Below are 23843 nucleotides of genomic sequence, written 5' to 3' on the forward strand. Positions count from 1 at the left end.
CATGTGCTTGCAAGCCTTTCTCGATCACACACCGCGCATGCGCAGGTCGCGCAGCGGACATGCGCAAATCGATAGGTGCATCTACACTCATTTCCATTCCAGGCCACCTGCCCCACGCCCCATGACCTCCTCCACCTCAAGCGCCGCCAGTCCGGTCTGCACCTGCTTCATGGTGCGCAGCCTGTCGCGCAAGATCTCGCAGCTCTATGACGACACGCTGGCGCCCAGCGGCCTGCGCGGCACGCAGTTCAGCCTGCTGGTGCAGGCACGCAATGCGCCCGACGGCCCGCCCACGGTCTCGGCCCTGGCCGAGCAGTTGCACACCGACCGCACGACGATGACGCGCAACCTGCGCACGCTGCAGCAGGCCGGCTTCATCGACCTGGTTCCCGGCGCGGATGCGCGCAGCCGCTGCGTGGTGGTCACGCCCGAAGGCCGCGCCCGCATCCGCGAGGCTGCCGCCCTGTGGCGCCAGGCCCAGCAGCGCGTGCGCGAGCTGTGCGGCAGCGAGCAGATCGGCGCGCTGGAAAGCCTGGTGCTGGGCATGCTGCCCGTGCTGGAAACCGCCACGCAGGAGAGCGCGGAATGAGCGCCGCCCTGCCCTCCGCAGCCCCTGGCGCTGCGGCCAGCGGGTCCGCGCATCCGTTGGTCAGCGGCCCCATCGCCTCCACCCTGATGCGCCTGGCCGTGCCCAACATGGTGGCGCTGAGCATGTCGGTGCTGGTCGCCGTGGCCGAGACCTACTACGTGGGGCAGCTGGGAACCGTATCGCTGGCGGCCATGGCCCTGGTGTTTCCGCTGGCCATGCTCACGCAGATGATGAGCAACGGTGCCATGGGCAGCGGCGTGTCCTCGGCCATCAGCCGCGCGCTGGGTGCGGGCGACGGCGCGCGTGCCTCGGCACTGGCCCTGCACGCCATCGTGATCGGCGCCATCGCGGGGCTGCTGTACTCGCTCATCTTCGTGCTCTGCGGCGCCACCTTCTACGGCTGGCTGGGCGGGCGCGGCGAGGTGCTGGCAGCGGCCACGGGCTTTGGCGCCGTGCTGTTCAGCGGCGCCATCCTGGTGTGGCTGTGCAATACGCTGGCCTCGGTGGTGCGGGGCACGGGCAATATGCGCATGCCGTCGGCCGTGATCTTTGCGGCCTCGCTGGTGCAGATCGCCGTCGGCGGCACGCTGGGGCTGGGCCTGGGGCCCATGCCGCGCTGGGGCATGCCGGGCGTGGCCGTGGGCAACATCGTGGCCATGGTGCTGGCCGTGGCGGCCTTCCTGGCCTACCTGCAGTGGGGCCAGCAGCGCCTGCAGCTGGACTGGCGCACGCCGCGCCTGGCCTGGCCCATGTTCCGCGACATCCTGCGCGTGGGCGCCCTGGCCTGCCTGTCCCCCGTGCAAACGGCGCTGGCCGCGCTGCTGCTGACAGGCATGGTCGCCCGCCTGGGCCCGCTGGCCCTGGCCGGCTACGGCATAGGCCAGCGGCTGGAGTTCCTGCTGATTCCCATGGCCTTCGGCGTGGGCATGGCCGCCGTGCCCATGGTGGGCATGGCCATGGGCGCCGGCCAGGTGGCACGCGCGCGCCGCGTGGCCTGGTCGGGCGGCGCCATGGCCGCTGCCCTGCTGGGCGTGCTGGGGCTGGTGGTCATGGTCTGGCCGCAGCTGTGGTCAGGCATCTTCACCGGCGACCCGGCCGTGCGCGCCTACGCCGACCTCTACCTGCGCACCGTGGGCCCGGCCTTCGGGCTGTTCGGCCTGGGACTGGTGCTGTACTTCGCCTCCCTGGGCGCAGGCCGCGTCTGGGCTCCCGTGCTGGCCGGCACGGTGCGCCTGCTGATCGTGGTGGTGGGCGGCGGCTGGCTCATGTCCAGCGGCCTGGGCAGCGCCCAGTCGCTGTTCATCCTGGTCGCCGTGGCCATGGCCGCCTATGGCGCGGGCACGGCCTGGGCCGTGTGGCGCGCGCGCTGGGGGTGAAGACACGCAAAAAAGAAGGCCCGCAGTCAGCGGGCCATGCTTCAAGAAACGATGTACGCCGCCGTCCCCGTGGACAGCAAGCTGCCATCGGCCCCCAGGAATTCCATGCGCGTATTGGCCACGCGCGAGCCCAGCCGCAGCACCTCGGCGCGCAGGATGAATTCGCTGCCTATGCCGGGGCGCAGGTAGTCCACGCGCAGGTCGATGGTGCCCAGGCGCGAGAAGCGATGCAGGCGCTGCAGCGGCGCATCGTCCATGTGCTTGGCGCCGATGGCGGCCATGACGGCCAGGCCGCCCATGGAGTCCAGGCCGGCGCTGATCACGCCGCCGTGGATGCGCTGGTAGGCGGCGTGGCCTATGAGCTCGGGCCGCATGGTGATGCGGCCTTCAACCCGCTCGGGCAGCACTTCGGTGATGCGCAGGCCCAGCACCTGGTTGAAGGCGATCTGGCGCTCGAACACTTCGCGCAGCCCGGCGATGAACTCGGGCTCGAACTGCACGGGCGCCTCGGAGGCCTTCGTGGATTTCAGCACTGGCTGAAGTCCGGCTTGCGCTTTTCCATGAACGCGGTGAACGCCTCCTTGGCAGCAGGCCCGCCCATCAGCTTGCCGAAGCTCGCTCCCTCCTCGGCCATGCGCTCGCGCACCAGCCCGGACTGGCCGGCCTTCATGAGGCGCTTGGTCTCGATCAGAGCCGACAGCGGCTTGGCCGCCAGCTTCCTGGCCTGGGCCTGGGCCAGCGCATTGCATTCGCTGGGCGGCACGACGCGGTTGACCAGGCCCACTTCCAGGGCGGCTTCGGCCAGGAAGGGCTCGCCCAGCAGCAGGGCCTCGGCCGCGCGGTGGTAGCCGAGCATCTGGGGCAGCAGCAGGCTGGAGGCCGCTTCGGGGCACAGGCCCAGGTTCACGAAGGGCAGCGAGAAGGCCGCGTTGTCGCCTGCATAGACCAGGTCGCAGTGCAGCAGCAAGGTGGTGCCGATGCCCACGGCCGGGCCGCAGACGGCGGCGATCACGGGCTTGGGAAAGGCGGCGATGTTGTGCAGGAAGCGCCAGACGGGGCGCTGCTCGCCTTCCGGCCTGGCGGCGCCGCCGGCCGACTGCTTGAGGAAGTCGGCAATGTCGTTGCCCGCGCTGAAGATGGCCATGTCGCCCTGGAAGACCACGCAGCGCACGGCGGCGTCTTCGCCGGCCTGGGCCAGCGCATCGGCCATGCTGGCGTACATGGCCTCGGTGATGGAGTTCTTCTTGTCTGCGCGGTTGAAGGTGATGGTGCAGACACCGGCTTCGGTGTGCACGAGGATGTCCTGGGTGGTTTCGCTCATGATGGTCTTGCCTTGCTTATTCCTTGAAATACACGATCTGGTGGCTGCTCGCCAGCATCACGCCGGCCTCGCTCCACAGCTGGGCGCTCTGGTCGAAGAAGCCGTTGCGAAATTCCTGGCCGCGCGCCTGGGCCAGCAGGTGGCCCGTGCCTGCCGCGGCCAGTTCCTCACGCCCCGCATGGAAGTAGACGGTGATGGACACCGTGCCCGCCGGGGTGCGCTGTGCGCGGCGCAGCCACACGCGCGGGAAGAATACGTCAGCCAGGCCGGCCAGCGCGCAAAAATCCAGTGCGCGCGGCGGCTCGTCGCGCACCCACAGGCGCGTGAGGCTGTCGGTCTCGCGGCCATCCCAGGTCTGGGGAATGATGCCGTCGAGAAAGCGCATGTCGTAGCGGTTGAGCCATTCCACGCCGCCCAGCGGCGGCACGCGCGGCACGGCGGCGGGCGACGGCACCTCGGGCATGGCCAGGTCGGTACCGCCCCAGGTGCTGCGCCGCACGGCCGTGACGGCCGTGGCCGTGGTCACGACCTGGGCATCGCCGTCCTGGTCGGGCTGGGTGATGGTCAGCAGCCAGTGCTGGGTGGAGCGGTTGGTGCGCACGGGGCGGGCCTCGATATCGAAGCGCCCCGCGCCCAGCGCGGCCGCGTAGTTGACGGTGATGGACAGCGGATCGCCCAGGCACAGCGGATGCTGCTGGATGGCCTGCACCAGTGCGGCGGCGGTGATGCCGCCGTACGGGCCCACCATGTTCCAGTAGTCCTGCGTGGTCTGGCCCTGGTAGTGGCCAACGGCGCCGGTGGGCGTGAGCGCCACGGCCTGGTCGAGAGGATGGATGTCTGTGCTCATGGCAAACGAGTGTGATGGCAAGCGTCGCCCGCGTCCGTCAAGCCGGCGACTCTGCGGGTGAGGGAAAGCGCGGGTGGGCCGCGGCGGCCGGCGCCTTGGTCCAGCCCGAGAACACGTCCACGGCCCGGCCCCAGAGCGCGTCGCGCATATCGGCGCGGAAGAAGCCGAAATGCCCTATGCGCCGCAACTGCAGCGCCTTGGGTTCGATGCGCTCGATGCGGCTGGGGGCATTGGCATAAAGCGCGAACAGGTGCTCGGTGCCGCGCCAGGTCATGAGTTCGTCGTCGCTCATGGACAGCGCCATCACCGGAAAGCGCACGGCGGCGTAGCTGCGCGCGGCGGCCTCGCCCTCGGCACCCACGCTGTAGCGCGGGTTCAGGCACCAGCGGCGCCACTGCAGCATGACGCCGGCCGGCAGGTCGCCCACCTTGCGCAGGCGCCGGCCCGGAAAGTAGCCGCACAGGCGCGTGGCCACGGGCACCAGCACATGCCAGAAATAGGGAACCATGCGCTTGAGGCGGGGCGCATTGTCGCGCCAGTAGCCGCTGCCGGCCGCAATGCTCAAAAGGCCGTCCACCAGCTGCGGCGTGCGCAGCAGTCCCGGCAGCTGGGCGCCCAGGCTGTGGCCGATCAGGAACAGCGGCTGGTCCGGCAGCTGCGCCTTGGCATGGGCGATGACTGCCTCGTAGTCGCGCGCCCAGTCGCACAGGTCGGCACGCACCTGGCGCAAAGAGCCTTGCAGGGAATCGCCATGGCCCCGGTAGTCAAAGCTGGTCACCCGATAGCCCTGGCCAGCAAGCCAGGTGGCAAAGGCCTCGTAGAAGGCCTGGCGCACGCCCATGGCCCCGCCGATGACCACGCTGGCGCGCGGCGGGCCAGCGGGCGTGTAGACGCGCAGCGCCAGCGTGGCGCCATCGCTGCTGAGTTGGTGTTGTTCCATGGCTGTCTCCTGGTCGGTGCCGTTTCTGTGCCGGCTCGCATGGATGGGAAAGAATGGGATGAGCGAAAAAGACAAAGCCCCGCGAACGGGGCTTTGAGCAACGGTCAGACCCGCTCGAAGATGCCGGCGGCGCCCTGGCCCATTCCGACGCACATCGTCACCATGCCGTAGCGCAATTGCTTGCGGCGCAGCGCATGCACCACGGTGGCCGAGCGGATGGCGCCCGTGGCACCCAGCGGGTGGCCCAGGGCAATCGCGCCGCCCATGGGGTTGACCTTGGCGGGGTCCAGGCCCAGCGTGTTGACCACGGCCAGCGACTGGGCGGCAAAAGCTTCGTTGAGTTCGAACCAGTCGATGTCGTCCTGCTTGAGGCCCGCATAGCGCAGCGCGGCCGGAATGGCCTCGATGGGGCCGATGCCCATGATGGCCGGCGGCACGCCCTTGCTGGCATAGCTCACGAAGCGCGCCAGCGGCGTGAGGCCGAAGCGCTGCACGGCGGCGCCGCTGGCCAGGATCAGCGCGCCTGCGCCATCGCTGGTCTGCGAGCTGTTGCCGGCCGTCACCGAGCCGCGCGCCGCGAACACGGTGCGCAGCTTGCCCAGGCCTTCCAGGCTGGTGTCGGGGCGTGCTCCCTCGTCCAGCTCCACGGTGCGCGTGCGCACCACGGGCTCGCCCTTGGCCAGGTCCAGGCCCCGGTCGGTGACCTCGATGGGCGTGATCTCGTCCTTGAACTCGCCGGCCTGCTGCGCGGCCAGGGCACGGCGGTGCGACTCCAGCGCAAAGGCGTCCTGCGCATCGCGCGAGACCTTCCACTGCTGGGCCACCTTCTCGGCCGTCAGGCCCATGCCATAGGCAATGCCCACGTCGCCATCACGCTCGAAGATGGACGGCGACAGCGAGGGCGCGTTGCCCATCATGGGCACCATGCTCATGCTCTCGACGCCGGCCGCGATCATCACGTCGGCCTCGCCCACGCGGATGCGGTCCGCCGCCATGGCCACGGCCGACAGGCCCGAGGCGCAGAAGCGGTTCACGGTGATGCCGCCCACGCTGGTGGGCAGGCCCGCCAGCACGGCGCTGATGCGCGCCACGTTCAGGCCCTGCTGGGCCTCGGGGATGGCGCAGCCGCAGATGATGTCCTCGATGGCAGCCGGATCCAGCCCCGGCACCTGGGCCAGCGCGGCCTTCAGCGTGGTCGCCAGCAGGTCGTCGGGACGGTAGTTGCGGAAAAAGCCCTTGTGCGACTTGCCGATGGGCGTGCGCGTGGCGGCGACGATGTAGGCGTCTTGGATTTGTTTCATGGAGATTGCTCCTAGATCTCAGTTATTCGCGGCCCGCAACGCAGGCATGTCCCAAGTCAGGGACAGCAAGCAAGGGCCGCCCCGCCGCGAGGCTGTCGTCCCCCTGGGGGGGAAGGCGCGAAGCGACTCAGGGGGGACATATCAATTCCGGACGGGCTTGCCGGTGTTCAGCATTCCGAGAATGCGTTCATGGGTCTTCGGATGGCCGATCAGGTGGCAGAACGCCTTGCGTTCGAGCTTCATCAGATAGGCCTCGTCCACCAGGGTGCCCGCATCCACGTCGCCGCCGCAGACCACGTTGGCGATCAGGCTGGCCACATGCTGGTCGAACTCGCTGATGAAGCCGCCGTCACGCATGTTGACCAGCGAGCCCTTGATGGTGGCCACGCCGCTGCGTCCCGCCACGGGGAAGCTGCGCGGCAGCGGCGCGCGCCAGCCGCCTGCGGCCATGGACTTGGCCTCGTTGATGGCGACGAAGAGCAGCTCGTCCTTGTGCGGCACGATGAGGTCGCTGTCCAGCAGGTAGCCCAGCTTGCGCGACTCGATGGCACTGGTGCCCACCTTGGCCATGGCCGCGGCCGTGAAGCCTTCGGTCAGGAAGGGCAGCAGGTCCTTGCCCGTGCTGGTGGCGGCGTTCTCTGCCGCGCGGCGCGCGATGTAGGTCAGGCCGCCCGCGCCGGGCACCAGGCCCACGCCGACTTCCACCAGGCCGATGTAGCTTTCCATGTGCGCCACGCGGCGCGCGCTGTAGACGGCAAGCTCGCAGCCGCCGCCCAGCGCCATGCCATGGATGGCCGCAACCACCGGAACCTGGGCGTAGCGGATGCGCAGCATGAGGTTTTGCAGCTCCTGCTCCACGCTTTCGATGGCGTCGGCGCCGCCGATCACGAAGGCCGGCATGGTGGCCTCCAGGTCGGCGCCCACGCTGAACGGCGCATCGCCTGACCAGATGACCATGCCCTGGAAGTCGGCCTCGGCCACGTCCACGGCCTCCATCAGCGCTTCCATGACTTCGGGGCTGATGGCGTGCATCTTGTTCTTGATGCTGGCGATCAGGATCTGGCCGTCCAGCGTCCAGGTGCGCAGCGCCTTGGATTCGGCGATCGTGGTGCCGGCCGTCTTCCAGTCGGGCAGGCTGTCTTCGCCCAGCAGCTTCTCGGGGAAGATCTGGCGCTCGTAGACGGGCAGCACGCGGCGGGGCACGAACTGGCCCTTGGCAGGGCTCCACGAGCCCTGCGCCGTGTGCACGCCGCCGGCCTCGGCCACGGGGCCTTCGAAGACCCACTTGGGCAGAGGTGCCTTGCTCAATGCCCTGCCGGCATCGATGTCCTCCTGGACCATCTTCGCCACTTCCAGCCAGCCCGCTTCCTGCCACAGCTCGAACGGGCCCTGCTTCATGCCGAAGCCCCAGCGCATGGCCTGGTCCACGTCGCGGGCGGACTCCGCAATGCTCTCCAGGTGGATGGCCGCGTAGTGGAAGCTGTTGCGCAGGATGGCCCACAGGAAGCGGCCCTGCGCGCCCTCGGCATTGCGCAGCAGCTTCAGGCGCTCGGCAGCGGGCTTCTTGAGCATGCGGCCATAGACCTCGTCGGCCTTGCCGCCGGCGGGCACGTAGTCCTCGCTGTCCAGCTCGAACTGCAGGATGTCGCGGCCGACCTTCTTGTAGAAGCCCTTCTTCGCCTTCTGGCCCAGGTTGCCCAGCTCGATCAGCTTGGCCAGCACGGGAGGCGTGCCGAAGCTGCCGTAGAAGGGATCGGTCTCGGCGCTGAGGTTGTCCTGCAGCGTCTTGATCACATGGGCCATGGTGTCCAGGCCCACAACGTCGGCCGTGCGGAAGGTGCCGCTGGATGCGCGGCCCAGCTTCTTGCCGGTGAGGTCATCGACCACGTCGAAGGTCAGGCCGAAGTTCTCGACCTCTTTCATGGTGGCCAGCATGCCGGCGATGCCGATGCGGTTGGCGATGAAGTTGGGCGTGTCCTTGGCGCGCACCACGCCCTTGCCCAGGCCGCTGGTGACGAAGGCTTCGAGCTGGTCCAGCACCACGGGCTGCGTGGTCGGCGTGGCGATCAGCTCCACCAGCGGCATGTAGCGCGGCGGGTTGAAGAAGTGGATGCCGCAAAAGCGCGGCTTGATCGCGTCGGGCAGCGCCTCGGACAGCTTGGTGATGGACAGGCCCGAGGTGTTGGACGCCACGATGGCGTGCTTGGCCACATGGGGCGCGATCTTGGTGTACAGGTCGAGCTTCCAGTCCATGCGCTCGGCAATGGCCTCGATGATCAGGTCGCAGCCCTTGAGCAGCTTGAGGTGCTCCTCGTAGTTGGCGGGCTGGATCAGGTCCGCGTCCTCGGCCACGCCGATGGGCGAAGGCTTGAGCTTCTTGAGGTTGGCGATGGCGCGCTCGGCAATACCGCTTTTCGGGCCTTCCTTGGCAGGCAGGTCGAACAGCACCACGGGAACCTTGACATTGACCAGATGGGCCGCGATCTGCGCTCCCATCACGCCAGCGCCGAGCACGGCGACTTTCTTCACATTGAATCGGGACATGGATGTTCCACAAGTGGGAGGAAGGCGGCCGCTGCGGCCGCCCTCCGGAATGGTTACTGCACGCGCACCCAGGTCTGGGTGCGGCCGAAGGGGCCGATGGAGCCGCGCACCTCGAGCTTGGCGCCGCCTTCGATGGGCGTCAGGCGCAGCGTGTAGGTCTTGCCGTTTTCAGGGTCGAGGATCTTGCCGCCTTCCCAGACGTCCTTGCCCTCGGCCTTCTTGGCGCCGCGGATGATCTCCAGCCCCTTGAGCGGCTGGCCCTTGCGGTCGTCCGAGCATTCGGTGCAGGTGGCGGCCGGATCGGCGCCCTTGCGCAGGATCTGCTCGATGCGGCCCGTGACCACGCCGTCGTTCTCGGCCACGCGGATCTCGGACTTGGTCTCGCCGCTCTTGTCGTCGACGCTCTTCCACAGGCCCACGGGCGTCATCTGCGCCTGCGCTGCGGCAGCCGTGAGGCCCAGGACCATTGCTGCCAGTGCTTGATATGCCTTCATTTCAAACCCCCTTCGCCTAGAAAGGTGCGCAGGCCAGGCTGATGCGCACAGCCCGCGCTCCCATGTTGGAGTGAAGCCGTTCAGGCCAGCGCTGCGTCCGTGTCCATCAGCGACTTGCTGCCCGCGCGGGCCGTGCGCATCAGCGTGGCGGTCTCGGGCAGCAGCTTGGCGAAGTAGAAACGCGCGGTCTGCAGCTTGGCCTGGTAGAACGGGTCGGTGTTGCCCTTGGCGATTTCGCGCAGCGCCACCTGGGCCATGCGGGCGAAGAAGTAGCCGAACACCAGGTGGCCCGCCACACGCAGGTAGTCCACGGACGCGGCACCCACCTCGTCGGGGTTTTGCATGCCCTTGAAGCCGATCTCGGTGGTGAACTTGGTCATCTGGTCGCCCAGGTAGGCGATGGGGTTGATGAACTCGGCCATCTTCTCGTTGACGCCCTCTTCCTCCACCAGCTGCGCCACCAGCTTGCCGAACTTCTTGAGCGATGCGCCCTGGTTGCCCAGCACCTTGCGGCCCAGCAGGTCCAGCGCCTGGATGCCGTTCGTGCCTTCATAGATCATGTTGATGCGCGCATCGCGCACGAACTGCTCCATGCCCCATTCGGTGATGAAGCCATGGCCGCCATAGACCTGCTGGCTCATGGTGGTGGCCGTCCAGCCGTTGTCAGTGATGAAGGCCTTGACGATGGGCGTCAGCAGCGCCACCAGCTCGGCGCTGTCCTTGCGCACCTTCTCGTCGGGGTGGTTGAACTCCTTGTCGATCAGGAAGGCGCAGTAGGTCACCAGCGCGCGGCCGCCTTCGGCATAGGCCTTGGCCGTCAGCAGCATGCGGCGCACGTCGGGGTGGACGATGATGGGGTCGGCCGGCTTGTCCTTGGCCTTGGTGCCCGACAGGCTGCGCATCTGCAGGCGGTCCTTGGCATAGGCCAGGGCGTTCTGGTAGGCCACCTCGGTCAGGCCCAGCGACTGGTTGCCCACGCCCAGGCGGGCGGCATTCATCATCACGAACATGGCCTGCAGGCCCTTGTTCGGCTGGCCCACCAGGGTGCCGATGGCGCCGTCGATATTGATCTGTGCCGTGGCATTGCCGTGGATGCCCATCTTGTGCTCCAGCGCGCCGCAGAAGATGGGGTTGCGCTCGCCCAGCGAACCATCTGCCTTGACCACGAACTTGGGTACCACGAACAGGCTGATGCCCTTGGAGCCGACCGGCGCATCGGGCAGGCGGGCCAGCACCAGGTGGACGATGTTGTCGGTGAAATCGTGCTCGCCCGCGCTGATGAAGATCTTGTTGCCCGTGATCTTGTAGGTGCCCTCGGGCGCGCCGGCCACGGGCTCGGCCTTGGTGCGCAGCAGGCCCAGGTCGGTGCCGCAATGGGGCTCGGTCAGGCACATGGTGCCGGTCCACTCGCCGCTGGTCAGCTTGGGCAGGTACAGCTTCTTTTGCTCTTCCGTGCCGTGCACATGCAGGGCCTCGTAGGCGCCGTGCGACAGGCCCGGGTACATGGTCCAGGCCTGGTTGGCGCTGTTGAGCATCTCGTACACCGCCGAGTTCACCGCAAAGGGCAGGCCCTGGCCGCCGTAGGCCGTATCGCAGGACAGCGAAGGCCAGCCGCCTTCCACGTACTTCTGGTAGGCCTCCTTGAAGCCCTTGGGCGTGGTGACCTCGTGGGTTTCCTTGTTGAGCACGCAGCCCTCGGCATCGCCGCTGATGTTCAGCGGAAACGTCACATTGGCCGCGAACTTGCCCGCCTCTTCGAGCACGGCATTGATGGTGTCGGCATCGACCTCGGCATGCGCCGTCATCTGCTGGTAGTCGTCCGTGACCTTGAACACCTCGTGCATGAGGAATTGCATGTCGCGCAGGGGCGGGTTGTAGCTGGGCATTTGTCTTCTCCTGTGATGGCGGGGTTTGCAGTGGATGCGGTGAAAACGGTGGAAGCGAAAAAATCAGGCCGGGCTAGCGTAGCGCGCCAGAATGCTCTCGAAGCCGTCGATGGCGCGCTGCATGGAGCCTTCATTGCGCAGAAAGCGCGCCTCGTAATGCAGGGCCAGGATCAGGCCGTGGATCTCGAACAGCAGCTGGTTCTCGTCCAGGTCGGCACGCAGGTCGCCGCTTTCGCGGCACTGCACGATGGTGCGGCGCATGGCCGCGTGCCAGGTCTGGACCGAGGCCGTCAGCGCATCGCGCACCGGCCCCGTGCGGTCGTCGAACTCCACGGCGCCGCTGATATAGATACAGCCCGAGTCCAGCTCGATCGAAGTGCGCTTCATCCAGTTGTCGAACAGCGCCCGCAGACGCGCCACGCCGCGTGGCGCCTCCAGCGCGGGAAAGAACACTTCCTGCTCGAAACGGTCGTGGTACTCATGCACCACGGAAATCTGCAGCTCCTCACGCGAGCCAAAATGCGCGAACACGCCGGACTTGCTCATGCCCGTCAGCTCGGCCAGAGCGCCGATGGACAGGCCCTCAAGCCCGATGTGCGTGGCCAGGTTGAGGGCAGCCTCCACAATAGTGGCCTTGGTCTGCTGCCCCTTGTGCAGCGCGCGGCGGGGCGCGGGCGCGGCAGCTTCGTGCACGGAAGAGCCCGCCTTGGGATCGGCCGTGGCGTCAGCGGTCAAACGGGTGGTGCGGCGTGGGGCGGAAACGCTGGACATGCGAAATTCTTGTTAAAACGAACGTTCGTGCTATTTTGCATGGAAAGCTTGTCGCGGCGAAGACATGCGGGGGAAAACACCTAGCTTGTGGGCAGGCGCAAAAAAGCCAGCAGGTGCCGGCTTGGTTGTTTGTCACGCCTCAGAGCAAGTCATGCCTCCACGGCAAATACCTTGATGCCCTTGAAGCGCATGTGGCGTTCGGGTGGCAGGTCGGCGTTGATCATGGCTTCGGTCAGCTCCCAGACACGACTGTCCTCGAAGTGAATGGAGAAAGTGATGATGCCTTGCTTTATCTGGGCCGCAACTACGCGCTCGCGCCCATCTCGGCTACGGAACGCAAAACGAAATGAGTCATCGACAAGCAATATTTCTCCCGACTTTCGCAGTTCCGCTCTAAAAAACAATCTCCCCCCTACAGATACAAATACCTCAGAGAGCTCCTTTGAATACTCAAATTCTGAATTCTGATCAGAAGCAATTTCTACAATATGAACTTCTGGCATATTATTTTCAATTGACAAAAAACTCACACCATCCCATTTTTTACCAATGTCAGATTCATCATATTTTTGACGATTAATCATATTGCTCTCTTTTATGAGATATGGCGTCTGCAAAATTGAAAATGCAATTCCATTTTCGTCAATTTGCGCATAATAATACATAATCCAATCCTTCAATTAAACTCTATAACTTCCCATGAGGTTGAAATCGGACCAAATCCGTTGTTATTACCTTTAAAAGAAGTTATTTCCAACTGGCTTGAATTAATAAGCTGCGCCTCAATAGTCGAGTAGTTTTCACCACCAGGATAGCCCTGCGTAAGTACATTAACCATTGTTTTCGCAGGATTCACAGGAGATATCGTTACATTGATCGAAAAATGTCCACTTTGTGGAGCTGTCTTTCCTCTCTGTACGCCCTTCACTCCACCACCCCCAAAAAGCTGAGAAAAATTCGGCATTTCTTACACCCATCCTTTCGCTGAGCCGGAATACACAAGCGAGCCGGCTGCCCGCAGAACATCGAGAGTCATCACGCCGCTCGCTCCGCGGATGAGAGCGCCATTGGGATGGATGGCCACGGCCATCGAATCGGACAGGTCCGTGATCTGGACCACATCGCTCAGTGCCGGCGCTGCCGGCAAAGTGAGCGTGAGCGCCGCTTCGATCACGTAATGCATGCGTGTCTGCGCCAGCGTGTCGGAGCTGATGCGCTGGATGGGGGCCGACATGGGCGCCCCCATCACCCACCAGTTGACGGTATCGGAGCTGGGGTCATTGCCGCCGCTGCCGGCAAGCTTGCGGCGGTAGTTGAGGCCATTGGCCGGACTCCAGACCACGGCGCCCTCCGCATAGGCTGTGCCCGCAGTCCATTTCACGGCACCAGCGGCTGCCGCAGCAGCTATGGCGCTTTGCGCGGCGGCGGCCTCGGACTGCGAGGCACCGCGCGCAGCGCCCTCGGCTGATCCGGCGCGCTCCTCTACATGCAATGCGTTGGTGTAGGTCGCATCGTTCGTGGCGTTGATCTGCTGGCGATGCGATTCGAGCTGCCCCAGCAGGGCATCGGCATGCGCGTCGAAATCGGGATCTCCGACATAGGGAGCGACGGGAAGTTGTGCAATCAGAGGTGGTTTGACAATAGGCATTACATGGACTCCAAATCAATTTGGCTGTACGAGTCTTTCGCGTTGTTGAGGTCGATGGGAAAGCGCCGGTAAGGGCCGAAGATCGACGCGGCTTCGGCATATCCATCGGTGGTGTCGTCATCCAGTGCAGCCCACAGTGCCGGGGCCGCATCCAGCTCCCTGCGCAGACGCAGTGCGGTATCGACGTTGTCCTTGGGGATGCGGACCTTAATTGAAAGAGTTGGAACGCTGCGCACCGGCTGCAGCTTGATGCCGCCGTACTTGTCGCGCTCGACCACCGAAAAATTCAGCGCGTCATTGCGCGGCGCCCATTCCGCATCGCCAATCCAGCTCTTCATGCCTAGTGCCGCATGCTCCACACGTACCGGGCGGCCACCTGCACGCACCAGCGTGACCACGATTTCCGCTCCGGTGAATGGAGGCAGGTCCGATATCAGAACCGTGGGAATCAGCGGAAATTCGCCAAAGAAATAGCCTGACCAGGTGCGCGTGGCGCGCGCGTTCAGCTTGCGCTCGCGTTGGGCGACGACGGCGCCCGCGGACTTGACCTGCATCACCACCTTGTCGGCCTGTACCCCCCGCATGAACAGGGTGTCGAAGCGCTTGCCTGGGCGCAGGGTGAAGCTCAACGTCGCAGGGGCTTCGGTGGCATCGTTCGTGAGATGGCGGAACATGGCCCAGCGATTGCTGGGACGCAGGGGCATCCAGCGCCTGGAGTCCTGTTCGGGAGGCGTCGCATCGACTCCCGCAATGCTGTTCTCATAGCGCATCTGCGTCTCCAGCCGCAGAACCTGCGCGCCACGTTCATAGTGGGTTATTGGCGACCACAGTTTCTCGCCTGCAGAGGCATCCACCTCCGGAACACTGCAGTCGATCAGGCCAGTCGCCGTGATGGGCATGGGGGGGACAACTATCATGGTTTCCTCAAACGATGTTCCACCAGATGTTGGTGCCGTCCTTCCAGACGCACACCAGCCGAAAGCCACCCACGGCCACGTCGCAGACGAGATGGCTGTCGTGGCCATGGATGTAGGTGCCCGACTCCTGCCGGGCAACGGTGAACTGCGCGGACGCAGGCCAGGTGAGGTGAAGATTCGTGAACTCGACGAAATCGCCGAGCGCAACCTCGCTCTTCTTGGGCAGATGCATGGTGATCGCGCCGCCACCCGTCCAGATGGCATAGCGCCCCCCGAGCTGAAGCACGCCACCATTGGCCTCGCGCAGATAGCCGGCTCTTGCCAATTCGCGACCCCACGCCAGGGTTGGAATGGCCACCGGGCCCTGGGGTCCGGGAACGCCGGCATCTCCCTTGGCACCTGCCGTGCCCGGTAGACCCTGGGGTCCTGTTGCTCCCTGCGGCCCCTGCAGTCCCTGAGCCCCCACATCCCCCTTGGGCCCGGCAGGCCCCTGAAGTCCTTGCTGCCCCTGCAGGCCTTGCACGCCGGCCTCGCCTTGAGGACCTGTCGCCCCACGCGGACCTGTTGCTCCCGCAGCGCCCGGATCACCCTTCGGTCCCTGCGGGCCGGCGATGGCCGCCGCAGCGATGGCATACGTGCGGCCCGTCCGGCGCAGCAGTGTCAGGTCGCCCGGCATCAACGATGCCGCCTGCTCGAGTTGATCAATCGTTGGCATCAGAGCTCCAATACGGCGCTGCCGCCAGCCGATTGCATGGCCATGCCGCCACGCGTTACACGCAACAGCACCTCAGCCGTATCGCGCACATGCTGTTTGATGTCCTGCAAGGCAGGATCCTGCTGTTCGATAGCGCGAATCAGGCGCTCGATAGCCAAAAGCAAGGGATTGCCAGCAGCATCCGCACCACCGATCAGCGCCTGTCCCAGTTGGCTCTGGTTCCAAAGGCGCGCCGGTCCGGTGGCTTCGATCTCCCAACCGCTTTCACCCACCATGCGCAAGCCACCACCGTGCAGGCCACCTTTCGCGAAGGCCGGAATGCCAGCGCCTTCGAACCACCTGCGCCAATCGGATTCATAAAGACCGGAAAGCTCCGCCAGATCTGCGGCGGTCAGCTTGTTGTCCTTGATCCATTGGTTCAGTCCGCTGGCGTCCCCGGTTCCGTCGAAGGCGTGGTAGCCATCGTTGTACTTGTCCAGATGCGCTACACGATCCTTGTCAGTGACTGGCTCATACCAGGTGCCACCCGAACCATCCGTGCGTGCCCGGCGGTAACGCGCATCCTGGCCCGCTCCAGGCGAAGGCGCCCCCCCAGGCCCCAGTACGGCCACATCGCCTCCCCCAGGGCCGGACTTTCCGCCGCTCTTCTCCTCCAGCAGCTTTGCCTGGAAATCACGCACCGCTTCATCGACGCTGCGCACGCTGATGTCTATGCCACGAGCAGCGTCCAGTTGCTGCTTGGCGGAAAGGATCAGTTCATCCAACCGCGCCAAGGAAGTCTCTTCGGCCGCCAATTGCTGTTCGGCCACGGACAGCTGCTCCTGCCCCTTCTCACCGAGTTGTTCCAGATCTGCGGCCAGCGCTCGCCTTGCCCGCTCCTCATCGATACGACTGGCGTAGGCCGTGCGCGAAAGGCCATCGCGCGCCGCAGTGATGGCTTCGTCGAGTGCTTTTTGCTCTGGCAGGTAGCCGGTATTTCGGACAGCCGAGACTGCATCCTGGATGAACCGTCCGGCCAACGATGCATCCATTGCAGCAACCGTATCGACCTCACCCCAGAGATCACGTGCGGCACCGCGCGCCAGGTCCACCACGCCACGTGCAAGCTCGACCTGCTCGCGGGCGGCATCCAGACGCGCCTGAGCCAGGGTGCGCTCCGCATCGACGGAACGCTGCAGCAGGCTCCACGCCGCATCCGTATCGGCCTCGTTCTTCTTCCTCGCCTCCTGCGCCTGCTCCTCCTGCTTGCGCTTGGCTTCCTCCGCCTGTTTGGCCGAAGCCGCCGCAGCATCCTCGGACGTCTTGGTAACGGCCTTGAACGTGTCGTTGAGCTTGAGCAGCTCGGCAGCGGTCTCGGCCGAAGACTTACCGGTGCCGCCGATATTGCCGATCAGCTTGTCCATACCGGCAGTGAAGTCGGCCAGCGACGTGCTGGTGTTTGCCAGGTTCTCGAGATCAGCCGCGAGTTTCCCGATATCGCCCGAACCTTCTCCCAGGGTGGAGCTGGCCCAGTCCTTGAAGGCACCAGTCTTGGCCATGTCCTTGAGGCCTTGCGTGCCCTGGACCTTGGAGATGGCGTCCTTCAATACCTTGGCATTCGCCTCCTCGGAGTTGGCTGCCTTGAGCTTGTCCTCCACCAGCTTGCGGAACCGGGCCTGGGCGTCGTCGGCATCCAGGTCGATGTCCACGCCCAAGTCCTTGAGCTTGCTGCCCACCTCGCGCTTGGCGATGGTCTTGCGCTCGTCCTCGCTGTAGTAGTTCTGGTAGAAGCTGCCGGCGTTGGCGTTCAGCGCCTCGATGCCGCCCGAGGCCTTGATCAGGGACTCGAAGGCCAGGTCGGTAAGGTCGGCAAAGCCCGTGATCTTCTTGCCCAGTTCCTCGAAGGAGCGGCCGATCAGGTCGATGGTCTGGAAGGCTGCCTGCAGAGCCTCGACATTGGGTGCTTCGCCCAGCGAGTCCAGCGTGGTGCGCATCCAGCTGGGCAGGTCCGCCTTCTTGAGTTCGGACACCAGCAGGGAACCGGTCTGGCCCAGGAAGGCCTTGTAGGCCTCTTCCGGGTTGTTGCCCAGCGAGCGGTTCTCGAAGCCGGCCAGCACTGTGCCCGTCACCTTGTCGATGATCTTGGCATAGCCGTAGGCATCCTCGTCGGTGTACTTTCCGTTGACGGCAAAGCCGCCGACCAAGTCAATGCCGCGCGCGCTACCCGTCGCGTATTTGCTGAGGGACCCATAGACCGAGGCCAGGCCATCCAGGCTGGTCTTGAGCTGCTTTTCGACGGCATCGCTGTGGCGCTGCGTCAGGTCGTCATACCAGTCTCCGGCCGCACGGCCGAACAGCTGTTCGGCGGCCTTGTCGTTGCCGACGCCAGCGGTGCTGTAGGCGGCACCGGCGTGGTTAGGGCCGCGGGAGCCGAAAACATCGCTGCTGAGCAACGAATACAGTGCCAAGCCCCCAGCGATCCATGGCATCGCAGCGCCCAACCCCATTGCGCTACCCGCGGTTCCGGAGCCCAGCCCAGCGCCGATGGAGCTCGCACCTGCCCCGGAGGCAGTCAAGCCCAGCCCGCCTCCAGCCGTAAGGCCTAAACCGCCTCCAGCGGTCAACCCAAGACCTGATGCAGCTGCTGTCGAACCGCCGAAGCCAAGCCATCCCCCAACGGTTCCCGCCAGACTGCCTAGCATTCCGCCGCTGCCAGCCAGAGACAAAAAGTTGCCTGCGTTGCCGGCCAACCCGAGCAAGCCGCCTGAACCCGCCCCGCCGAGCCCCAGCGCCGCGCCAAGGTTGCCGATGAATCCTTGCAGTTGCGCTATCACAGGCATGACAAGCGGCCGCGCGAACGCCTTGTACATCTCATCGGCCACCGTGGCCTTGAACGTCGCGCTCAGGTTCTTGGTGAACGTGCGCCAGCCTTCCGTACCGTTGGCCAGCATGTCTGCGAAGCCCTTGCGGAACATCTCGTCCATCTGGTCAACGGACTTCTGGGTTTCCTGCATGCGGGTGCGCTCGGCGACATTGGCCTTGGCCTGGTTCGCAGCGGCGGTGGCGTCTTCCTTGAGCTTCTGGGCAGCTGCGGCGTCCGTGGGATTCTTGGCCGCGATGCCCTGCAGCTTTTTCTGGAGATCTATCTCGATCCTGTACTGCGCCAGGGCAATCTCCCGATCGCGCTGCGACATGGCGGCCAGGGACTGTTCGAACTGGGTCGCCTCGTTGGCCTCCTTCACGCTTTGCGCGTACTCGGCCACCATGCGTGCCGAGTCGTTATAGCCTTTGACCCTGGCGAGTTCGCGCGTGGCATCGGCCTCTTTGCCCACGGCCTCGGCGACGTCCTTCGAGCATCGGACGCTCTCTTGCTTGGCTGCGTTGTCTTGCAGTTCCGCGATGATCTTTTCGACCTGCTCCTGCCGCAGCTGTCCCAACGCATCGCCAGTCAGACCGATCGCGAGGGTCTCCTGCCGGGCGAGGTCCAGGTTCTTTTCTGCCAGTTCGGCCTTGGTCTGGTGTTCCTTGACGAGCTGCGCCACCTCCTGCTGCCTTTTCTGCAGTTCCTGATCGCGCTTGAGCTCCTCATTGTCCTGCTGCGTTCTGGCTGGCGCGGCCGGTGGTGCGTAGCTGACGGTGCGGGGTACCGCAGGCGGCTCTTTCTTCTGCGCAGGCGCATCGGTTTTCTTGCTTTGCTCCTGCGGCTGTGGCTGTGGCTGTCCCACCAGCGGCGGATTGATGAACCCGCGGCCACCGCCTGCATTGCGCTGACCCTGTGCCGCCATCAATTCGCGCTGCACCTGCTGCAGTTTTTCGACCAGGCGCTGGGCATCGTCATGGGCCGTGCGCACCCACACATTGCGCGATGTCGCTGCCCCCTTGGCCTGCAGCATCTCCAGTTCAGCCCTGGCGCGCGGAAGCTCCTTGGCCAGATAGGCTGCCTTTTCCGCATTCGACTGGAAGGCCGTGCTGATGTATTGCAAGCCCGCCGCGCGCCCGGCGATGTTTCCCAGCCCGCTGCTGATCTGGCCCAGGAAGCCCGACCCGTTGTCACGCGCGCGCGACATGGACTCCGAAAAGGCGTTCATGTCGTTGGCCGCTGCATTCATGCCAAAGGAGATCATCTGGCTGATGCCGGAATCTCCCACGGCGGACTTGAGCTTGTCCCAGGCGTTGGCCATGCGTTGGGTGCCGGCATCCAGCCTGTCCGCCGCCTTGTCCGTCCCCTCTCCCAGGGAGCTTTGCAGCGCCTGCGAGAAACGGGGCAGAAAGTCCTGCGTCACGACCTCGCCGGTCTTCAGCATCTGGGAGAACCGCTCTTGTGTCACATCCAGGGCCTGAGCGCCGACCAGCGCCGCATCCGGGATATGTCCCAGTTTCTCGCTGAAGTCCGACGCGCCTATCGTCCCCTTGCCCATCAGGTCGAGTACGGCTGCCAACGAGGCATTGCCCTGCTCCACGGAAAGGCCCATGGCAGCGTTGGCCGAGGCAATCCCCGTGAAGATGGTCTGCACCTGCGCGCCTTCCAGCGCCGTACCTCGCGCCTTGGTGGCGAAGTCGGCGTAGGCCTGGCCGGTGGCATTGAGCTGCAGGCCCAGCCGATCGGCCAGGGCCGTGACATAGGCAAGGTCCTGCGCGCCCTTGCCGCCGGTGGCAAGGTCCAGCCGCGTACGCAGATTCTCTGTCTGGGCACTGGCCGTATAGAGCGCCTCTCCCACCTTGGCCGCCGAACCCGCCACCTCCAGCAGGGCATTGGCGCGGCCTGCAATCTTGCCCATGGAAGTAGACAGGCTCTCGACATCGACGCTGGCACGCGCCGATACAAGTCCCGTATCCGTTGAGGCACCTGCGAACTGCGACATGCCGGCATACGCCTGCTGCAGCTTGCCGTGGAGTTTGTCGAGCTCCTGGGAGAACTGGGCATTCTGCGCACGCAGCTCGCTCAGGCTGGGCGTCTCGGCGATGCCTATGCTTTTGACCGCTGTACTCATGCTGATCTCTGTTCGGTATGCTTGACCGCTTGTGTTTGTCTTGAAAGGCCGGAGCCGAGGCCCCTATGCCTCAGCCCCGGTTGAGCTGGCGCAGCGCCTGCGCCTCCAGTACCTGCAATTGCGCGAAGACCTCGCCGCGCTGCGCGGCGGGCACCGCGTAGCGGCGCATCACGATCTCGACCCCGGCGTAATCAAGCCCGTCCCAGTGCCACTGGCCCCAGGGCGTGGCCGTCCTGCGCCACTGGGTGGAGCAGCCGAGGTACACGCTCCAGGCCATCGCATGCTCCGGCCACAGTTCGTAGTCCTCGGGGTGCTGGCGTTGCAGATCGCCGGGCACCATCCGGTCGGGATCGATCCCCATCTGCGCGCACTGGGCACGCAGCTCGTCGTCTACGAGATAGCGGTCTGCGCCGTCGAGGCCGAGGTGATGCCGGACAGCGCCACGAAGTTTTTTGTGGCGGCATCCCGCTGGTGCACGTTGAGTCCGTCGAACCAGGCCACGGCCATGGCCTGCTCCAGTCCCGGGTAGGCCTCCTCGGCCGCCAGGCGCTCGTCGCGGCTGTAGGGCACGGGTGTTCCTTCGTCGCCCAGCATCCCCTCCCAGCCCACAACCACTTCGTCGAGCAGCTCAGGGATGGTCATGCGCCGTACCTCCTGCGAGCCATCGGGCTGCGAGGCGGGCTTGCCGACGACGATGAGTTCATTGATCTCGTCACGCCGCGCCTTGCCCAGGCGCTTGAACACGACGGCAAAGTGATGGGCTCCGAACCTGCCCTCATCGACGGGCAGGTACAGCGTTGCGGGAACGGAGATGGTGGGCTTGAGCCCGGAAATCTTGACGGCCATGGTGATCCTTGGATGTGTAGTTGTCAGGCAGGGAGGTGACGCGTCAGATCTCGATGGACCATTCGTCGTTGCCCGCGTCGGAGGGAATGAACGACAGGGGGATGGTGATCATCTGCACGCCATCGCTGTCGCTGTAGGTCGGCTTGCCGATCTGGGCTCGCGCGCTCTTGAAACTGACGGTGTTGGTGGCGCCGGGGCCGTGCTTGAGCGTGACGGGCACGATGGCGCTGGCACGCGCCAGGCCGATCCAGTCCTTGGTGGCCACGCTGGTGTTCTCGAAGGTGACGCTGCCCGTGGACTTTCGGTCCGTGATTTCCACGGTGTCCACGTTCATCAGGTCGCGCTTGACCACCTGGTTGCCGCACTTGAAGCTGAAGGCGCTGCAGGCCACCGCCAGGCCGTCGAGGGTCAGTTGGGTGTTGGTCTTGTTGACGCCCAGGGGAGCGACGAAGTCGCTGTAGTCCACTGCCGGCAGGGCCTCATCCACGGCGGGGACGAAGGATCCCGTGAACTCGAACTTCCACTTGGGAATGGCCTTGGCATCGGTGCTGAACTCCACCTCGCCGCGTGCACCATGCATCTTGTAGAGGGTGCCGTCCACGTTGCCGTAGATGGTCACGCTCTGGATGCCGTCGGTCACGGGAGAGAAGACCGTCTTCACGCCAGTCTCGGTGCTGGCGCTGGCGGCGCACGCACGCAACAGGTCGGTCACGCCGGGACGCTCACCCGCTGCGGCCACACCCGCGAATTCCACGGAGAACGCCACCTTCTGGTATTCGGTGACCAGGGTGCTGCCGCTGGAGCCGAAGAAGGGACGGATATTGTTGCGCTCGACCACATCGCCCTCGATGGGGGTGAGGGTCACGTCGCTGACCAGCATGGCATTGGCCGCCAGCGGCACGACGGCCGTGCCGACAACGGTTTCAACCAGGGCCAGGAGGGCCATCTTGCGCATGATCTTTGCTGCCATTTGGAAAATCCTTTGAAGAGATGAAGAGAGGTTTCGCGGCCTCGGGCGCCGTTCTCCAGCGCCGCGGGCCACAGGGGTTGCGGGAAAGTTGCGGGTATCCGGTCTAGGCCCGGTTCGGGGGTGTGCAGGTCACAGGTAGCTCCAGGTTCTGAGTTGCAGGACAACGGAGTGGCAACGCACTCCCGCGAAATCCACAGGCTCGGCACGCACGAGTTGCACGCCATCGGTGCTGTCGTCGCTGCCTGCCAGGGGGCCGGGCTGGCAAACGCCACCCAGGGTCGGATCGGCTCGCACCAGGGCGCGGAACTGCTCGACCAGGTCGTCAAGCAGCAGCTCGCTGGCCTGGGTGTCGGCGATGGCCAGGTAGCCATGCAGCGTCCATTGGTGCACGCTCACCGTGCGGGCCGTGCTGCTGCCGTGCTCGGCCGTGCTGCTTCTGCGCAGCCACCAGCCGCGGACATGGGCCGTGCCTGCTGCAGGCGGCGTGTACGTGAACAGGGCGGCCAGCTCGGCATCGCTGGTGGCATGGCGTTCGCGGTCCTGCACAACGCCGATCTGCGGCACCGAGGCCAGGATGGCCACGATGGCGTTGCGATGCTGGGCCAGTGCATTCATGAGCGCAGCACCGGAAAGGCCGCTGCCACGCTCGCCGCAGCCTCGGCCACGATGGGCCGCAGATGAGCGGCAAAGAGCAGGAACAGTTGTGCGATGGCGTACATGGGTCACTCCGTGGGGGACGCAGAAAAAGATGCGTCGTTGCGATGGAGTGACTGTGCCGAGACAGGCAAAAATGAATAAGGCCTGCATATGCAGGCCCGATTTCAGCGTCCACAGGAGCGCGCCTTCTCAGGCGCAGCGGATCTGGATGCCAGGCACATGTGCCTTGGCCCGGCACATCCCAACGGCCAGGCAAGCGCAAACGTCCTGCCGCTCGGGCAGGCACGGACGCACGAAAGAGGTGGACGAGAAAGGCTGGGAGAAGACGGAAACGCCCAGGCTCGCCTCAGGCCTGCGGCAAAGTCTCTGGAGCGGTACCGGGCGGCGCGGCCCGGGGGCTAGAGTTCTCCGCCGTGCCAGAGGACCCGGCCGCAGATGCGCAGCCGGTTGGCCGCTTCGCCTTCCAGGACCTGGGGCGGATAGGCGGGGTTGTAGCTGACGATGCGCACACCGCCCGTGCTGAAGTCGCGCTCCAGCAGCTTGACGTAGTTCTCGCCCTCCAGCTCGATCACATAGACACCATCCTGGGTCAGCGTATCGACCGAGGTGTTGACCAGCAGGATGTCGCCGTCGTTGATGCGGTCCGCCATGGATCTTCCACGGGCACGCACGATCTTGGCGTTGTGCCTGCCCAGTCCTTTGGACTGCAGCCAGGACGTACGGAAGGCGAAGCGGCCTATCACCTTGTCGGGGCCGTTGACGGCCCCATGCCCTGCGCTGACGTGCGCATCGAGCATCTCGATCTGCGTGAACTCGTCTTCGGCCGCCCCACCATGCCGAGCGACAGGCTTCGCCGCGCCCGTGCCGTTGAAATACTCCAGCGGCCGGCCCGCTCGCTGCGAGGCCCGCAGCAGTTGCCGTGCTGGCACTTCGCCGCGCTTGCGCCATGTCCGCACCGTTTCAGGCTGAACCTCCATGCCGGCCATCCAGTCGGGTCCCAAGGCTTCAGCCATGCGCGCCAGTACCTCATCAACGTTGGATGTAAGCGCAT

The 23843-nt window shown here is 65.4% G+C and carries 22 protein-coding genes; 2 read left to right on the forward strand and 20 right to left on the reverse strand.

Annotation, left to right across the window (positions count from 1 at the left end):
- Positions 1-121: 121 nt before the first annotated feature.
- Together ACUTR7_RS04990 and ACUTR7_RS04995 are read left to right on the forward strand one after the other, a co-directional pair.
- Positions 122-589 carry a MarR family winged helix-turn-helix transcriptional regulator gene (locus ACUTR7_RS04990; RefSeq protein ID WP_013804191.1) on the forward strand — a complete coding sequence of 156 codons (468 nt, stop codon included), beginning with the start codon at positions 122-124 and terminating at the stop codon, positions 587-589.
- Positions 586-1965 (forward strand): MATE family efflux transporter, encoded by a 1380-nt coding sequence (locus ACUTR7_RS04995; RefSeq protein ID WP_043819903.1) that lies wholly within the window; start codon positions 586-588, stop codon positions 1963-1965. Before ACUTR7_RS04990 ends, ACUTR7_RS04995 begins: the two co-directional genes overlap by 4 nt.
- A 41-nt stretch (positions 1966-2006) precedes the next feature.
- Here ACUTR7_RS04995 and ACUTR7_RS05000 read toward each other — a convergent pair whose 3' ends face one another.
- The 20 genes from ACUTR7_RS05000 to ACUTR7_RS05095 all read right to left on the reverse strand — a co-directional run bounded on the left by ACUTR7_RS05000 (position 2007) and on the right by ACUTR7_RS05095 (position 23805).
- The gene (locus ACUTR7_RS05000; protein ID WP_043819902.1) at positions 2007-2498 is read right to left on the reverse strand and encodes a thioesterase family protein; all 492 of its coding nucleotides are present in this window, start codon (positions 2496-2498) and stop codon (positions 2007-2009) included.
- Entirely contained in the window at positions 2492-3286 is a 795-nt protein-coding gene (locus ACUTR7_RS05005; RefSeq protein ID WP_013804194.1) for an enoyl-CoA hydratase, read from the reverse strand. The genes ACUTR7_RS05000 and ACUTR7_RS05005 overlap by 7 nt, the downstream gene beginning before the upstream one ends.
- Positions 3287-3302: 16 nt before the next feature.
- Positions 3303-4133 (reverse strand): acyl-CoA thioesterase, encoded by an 831-nt coding sequence (locus ACUTR7_RS05010; protein WP_034365068.1) that lies wholly within the window; start codon positions 4131-4133, stop codon positions 3303-3305.
- 37 nt (positions 4134-4170) lie between these two features.
- Positions 4171-5073, reverse strand: coding sequence for an alpha/beta hydrolase family protein (locus tag ACUTR7_RS05015; RefSeq protein WP_099750804.1), 903 nt, complete (start codon positions 5071-5073; stop codon positions 4171-4173).
- 104 nt (positions 5074-5177) lie between these two features.
- On the reverse strand, positions 5178-6374 hold the full coding sequence (locus tag ACUTR7_RS05020; RefSeq protein ID WP_016446429.1) for an acetyl-CoA C-acyltransferase: 1197 nt from the start codon (positions 6372-6374) through the stop codon (positions 5178-5180).
- Between the two features lie 141 nt (positions 6375-6515).
- Positions 6516-8918 (reverse strand): 3-hydroxyacyl-CoA dehydrogenase NAD-binding domain-containing protein, encoded by a 2403-nt coding sequence (locus tag ACUTR7_RS05025; protein ID WP_445608278.1) that lies wholly within the window; start codon positions 8916-8918, stop codon positions 6516-6518.
- Between the two features lie 53 nt (positions 8919-8971).
- Complete coding sequence (locus ACUTR7_RS05030; protein ID WP_445608279.1) at positions 8972-9412, reverse strand: DUF2147 domain-containing protein; 441 nt, start codon at positions 9410-9412, stop codon at positions 8972-8974.
- An 80-nt stretch (positions 9413-9492) separates the two neighbouring features.
- Complete coding sequence (locus ACUTR7_RS05035; protein ID WP_012203267.1) at positions 9493-11298, reverse strand: acyl-CoA dehydrogenase C-terminal domain-containing protein; 1806 nt, start codon at positions 11296-11298, stop codon at positions 9493-9495.
- A gap of 63 nt (positions 11299-11361) precedes the next feature.
- A complete protein-coding gene (locus ACUTR7_RS05040) occupies positions 11362-12069 on the reverse strand; it encodes a TetR/AcrR family transcriptional regulator (protein WP_013804200.1) in 708 nt (235 codons plus the stop codon).
- A gap of 149 nt (positions 12070-12218) precedes the next feature.
- The gene (locus tag ACUTR7_RS05045; RefSeq protein ID WP_445608280.1) at positions 12219-12749 is read right to left on the reverse strand and encodes a hypothetical protein; all 531 of its coding nucleotides are present in this window, start codon (positions 12747-12749) and stop codon (positions 12219-12221) included.
- Positions 12746-13033, reverse strand: coding sequence for a hypothetical protein (locus tag ACUTR7_RS05050; protein ID WP_445608281.1), 288 nt, complete (start codon positions 13031-13033; stop codon positions 12746-12748). The genes ACUTR7_RS05045 and ACUTR7_RS05050 overlap by 4 nt, the downstream gene beginning before the upstream one ends.
- A 3-nt stretch (positions 13034-13036) precedes the next feature.
- Positions 13037-13717: a hypothetical protein gene (locus tag ACUTR7_RS05055; RefSeq protein ID WP_123694087.1), complete on the reverse strand. Its 681-nt coding sequence runs from the start codon at positions 13715-13717 to the stop codon at positions 13037-13039.
- Complete coding sequence (locus ACUTR7_RS05060; protein ID WP_445608282.1) at positions 13717-14616, reverse strand: hypothetical protein; 900 nt, start codon at positions 14614-14616, stop codon at positions 13717-13719. The genes ACUTR7_RS05055 and ACUTR7_RS05060 overlap by 1 nt, the downstream gene beginning before the upstream one ends.
- Before the next feature lie 25 nt (positions 14617-14641).
- Complete coding sequence (locus ACUTR7_RS05065) at positions 14642-15349, reverse strand: collagen-like protein (RefSeq protein WP_080736793.1); 708 nt, start codon at positions 15347-15349, stop codon at positions 14642-14644.
- A complete protein-coding gene (locus tag ACUTR7_RS05070) occupies positions 15349-20319 on the reverse strand; it encodes a tape measure protein (RefSeq protein WP_445608283.1) in 4971 nt (1656 codons plus the stop codon). The genes ACUTR7_RS05065 and ACUTR7_RS05070 overlap by 1 nt, the downstream gene beginning before the upstream one ends.
- Before the next feature lie 70 nt (positions 20320-20389).
- Complete coding sequence (locus ACUTR7_RS05075; RefSeq protein ID WP_016446439.1) at positions 20390-20680, reverse strand: DUF1799 domain-containing protein; 291 nt, start codon at positions 20678-20680, stop codon at positions 20390-20392.
- A 29-nt stretch (positions 20681-20709) separates the two neighbouring features.
- Positions 20710-21165 carry a hypothetical protein gene (locus ACUTR7_RS05080; protein ID WP_445608284.1) on the reverse strand — a complete coding sequence of 152 codons (456 nt, stop codon included), beginning with the start codon at positions 21163-21165 and terminating at the stop codon, positions 20710-20712.
- 43 nt (positions 21166-21208) lie between these two features.
- Positions 21209-22135 (reverse strand): phage tail tube protein, encoded by a 927-nt coding sequence (locus ACUTR7_RS05085; RefSeq protein WP_012203258.1) that lies wholly within the window; start codon positions 22133-22135, stop codon positions 21209-21211.
- Between the two features lie 129 nt (positions 22136-22264).
- Positions 22265-22750 carry a hypothetical protein gene (locus tag ACUTR7_RS05090; protein WP_445608285.1) on the reverse strand — a complete coding sequence of 162 codons (486 nt, stop codon included), beginning with the start codon at positions 22748-22750 and terminating at the stop codon, positions 22265-22267.
- A gap of 440 nt (positions 22751-23190) precedes the next feature.
- A complete protein-coding gene (locus ACUTR7_RS05095; RefSeq protein WP_445608286.1) occupies positions 23191-23805 on the reverse strand; it encodes a S24 family peptidase in 615 nt (204 codons plus the stop codon).
- Positions 23806-23843 lie beyond the last annotated feature (38 nt).

It is taken from the genome of Delftia sp. NA_296.1 (assembly GCF_052692095.1).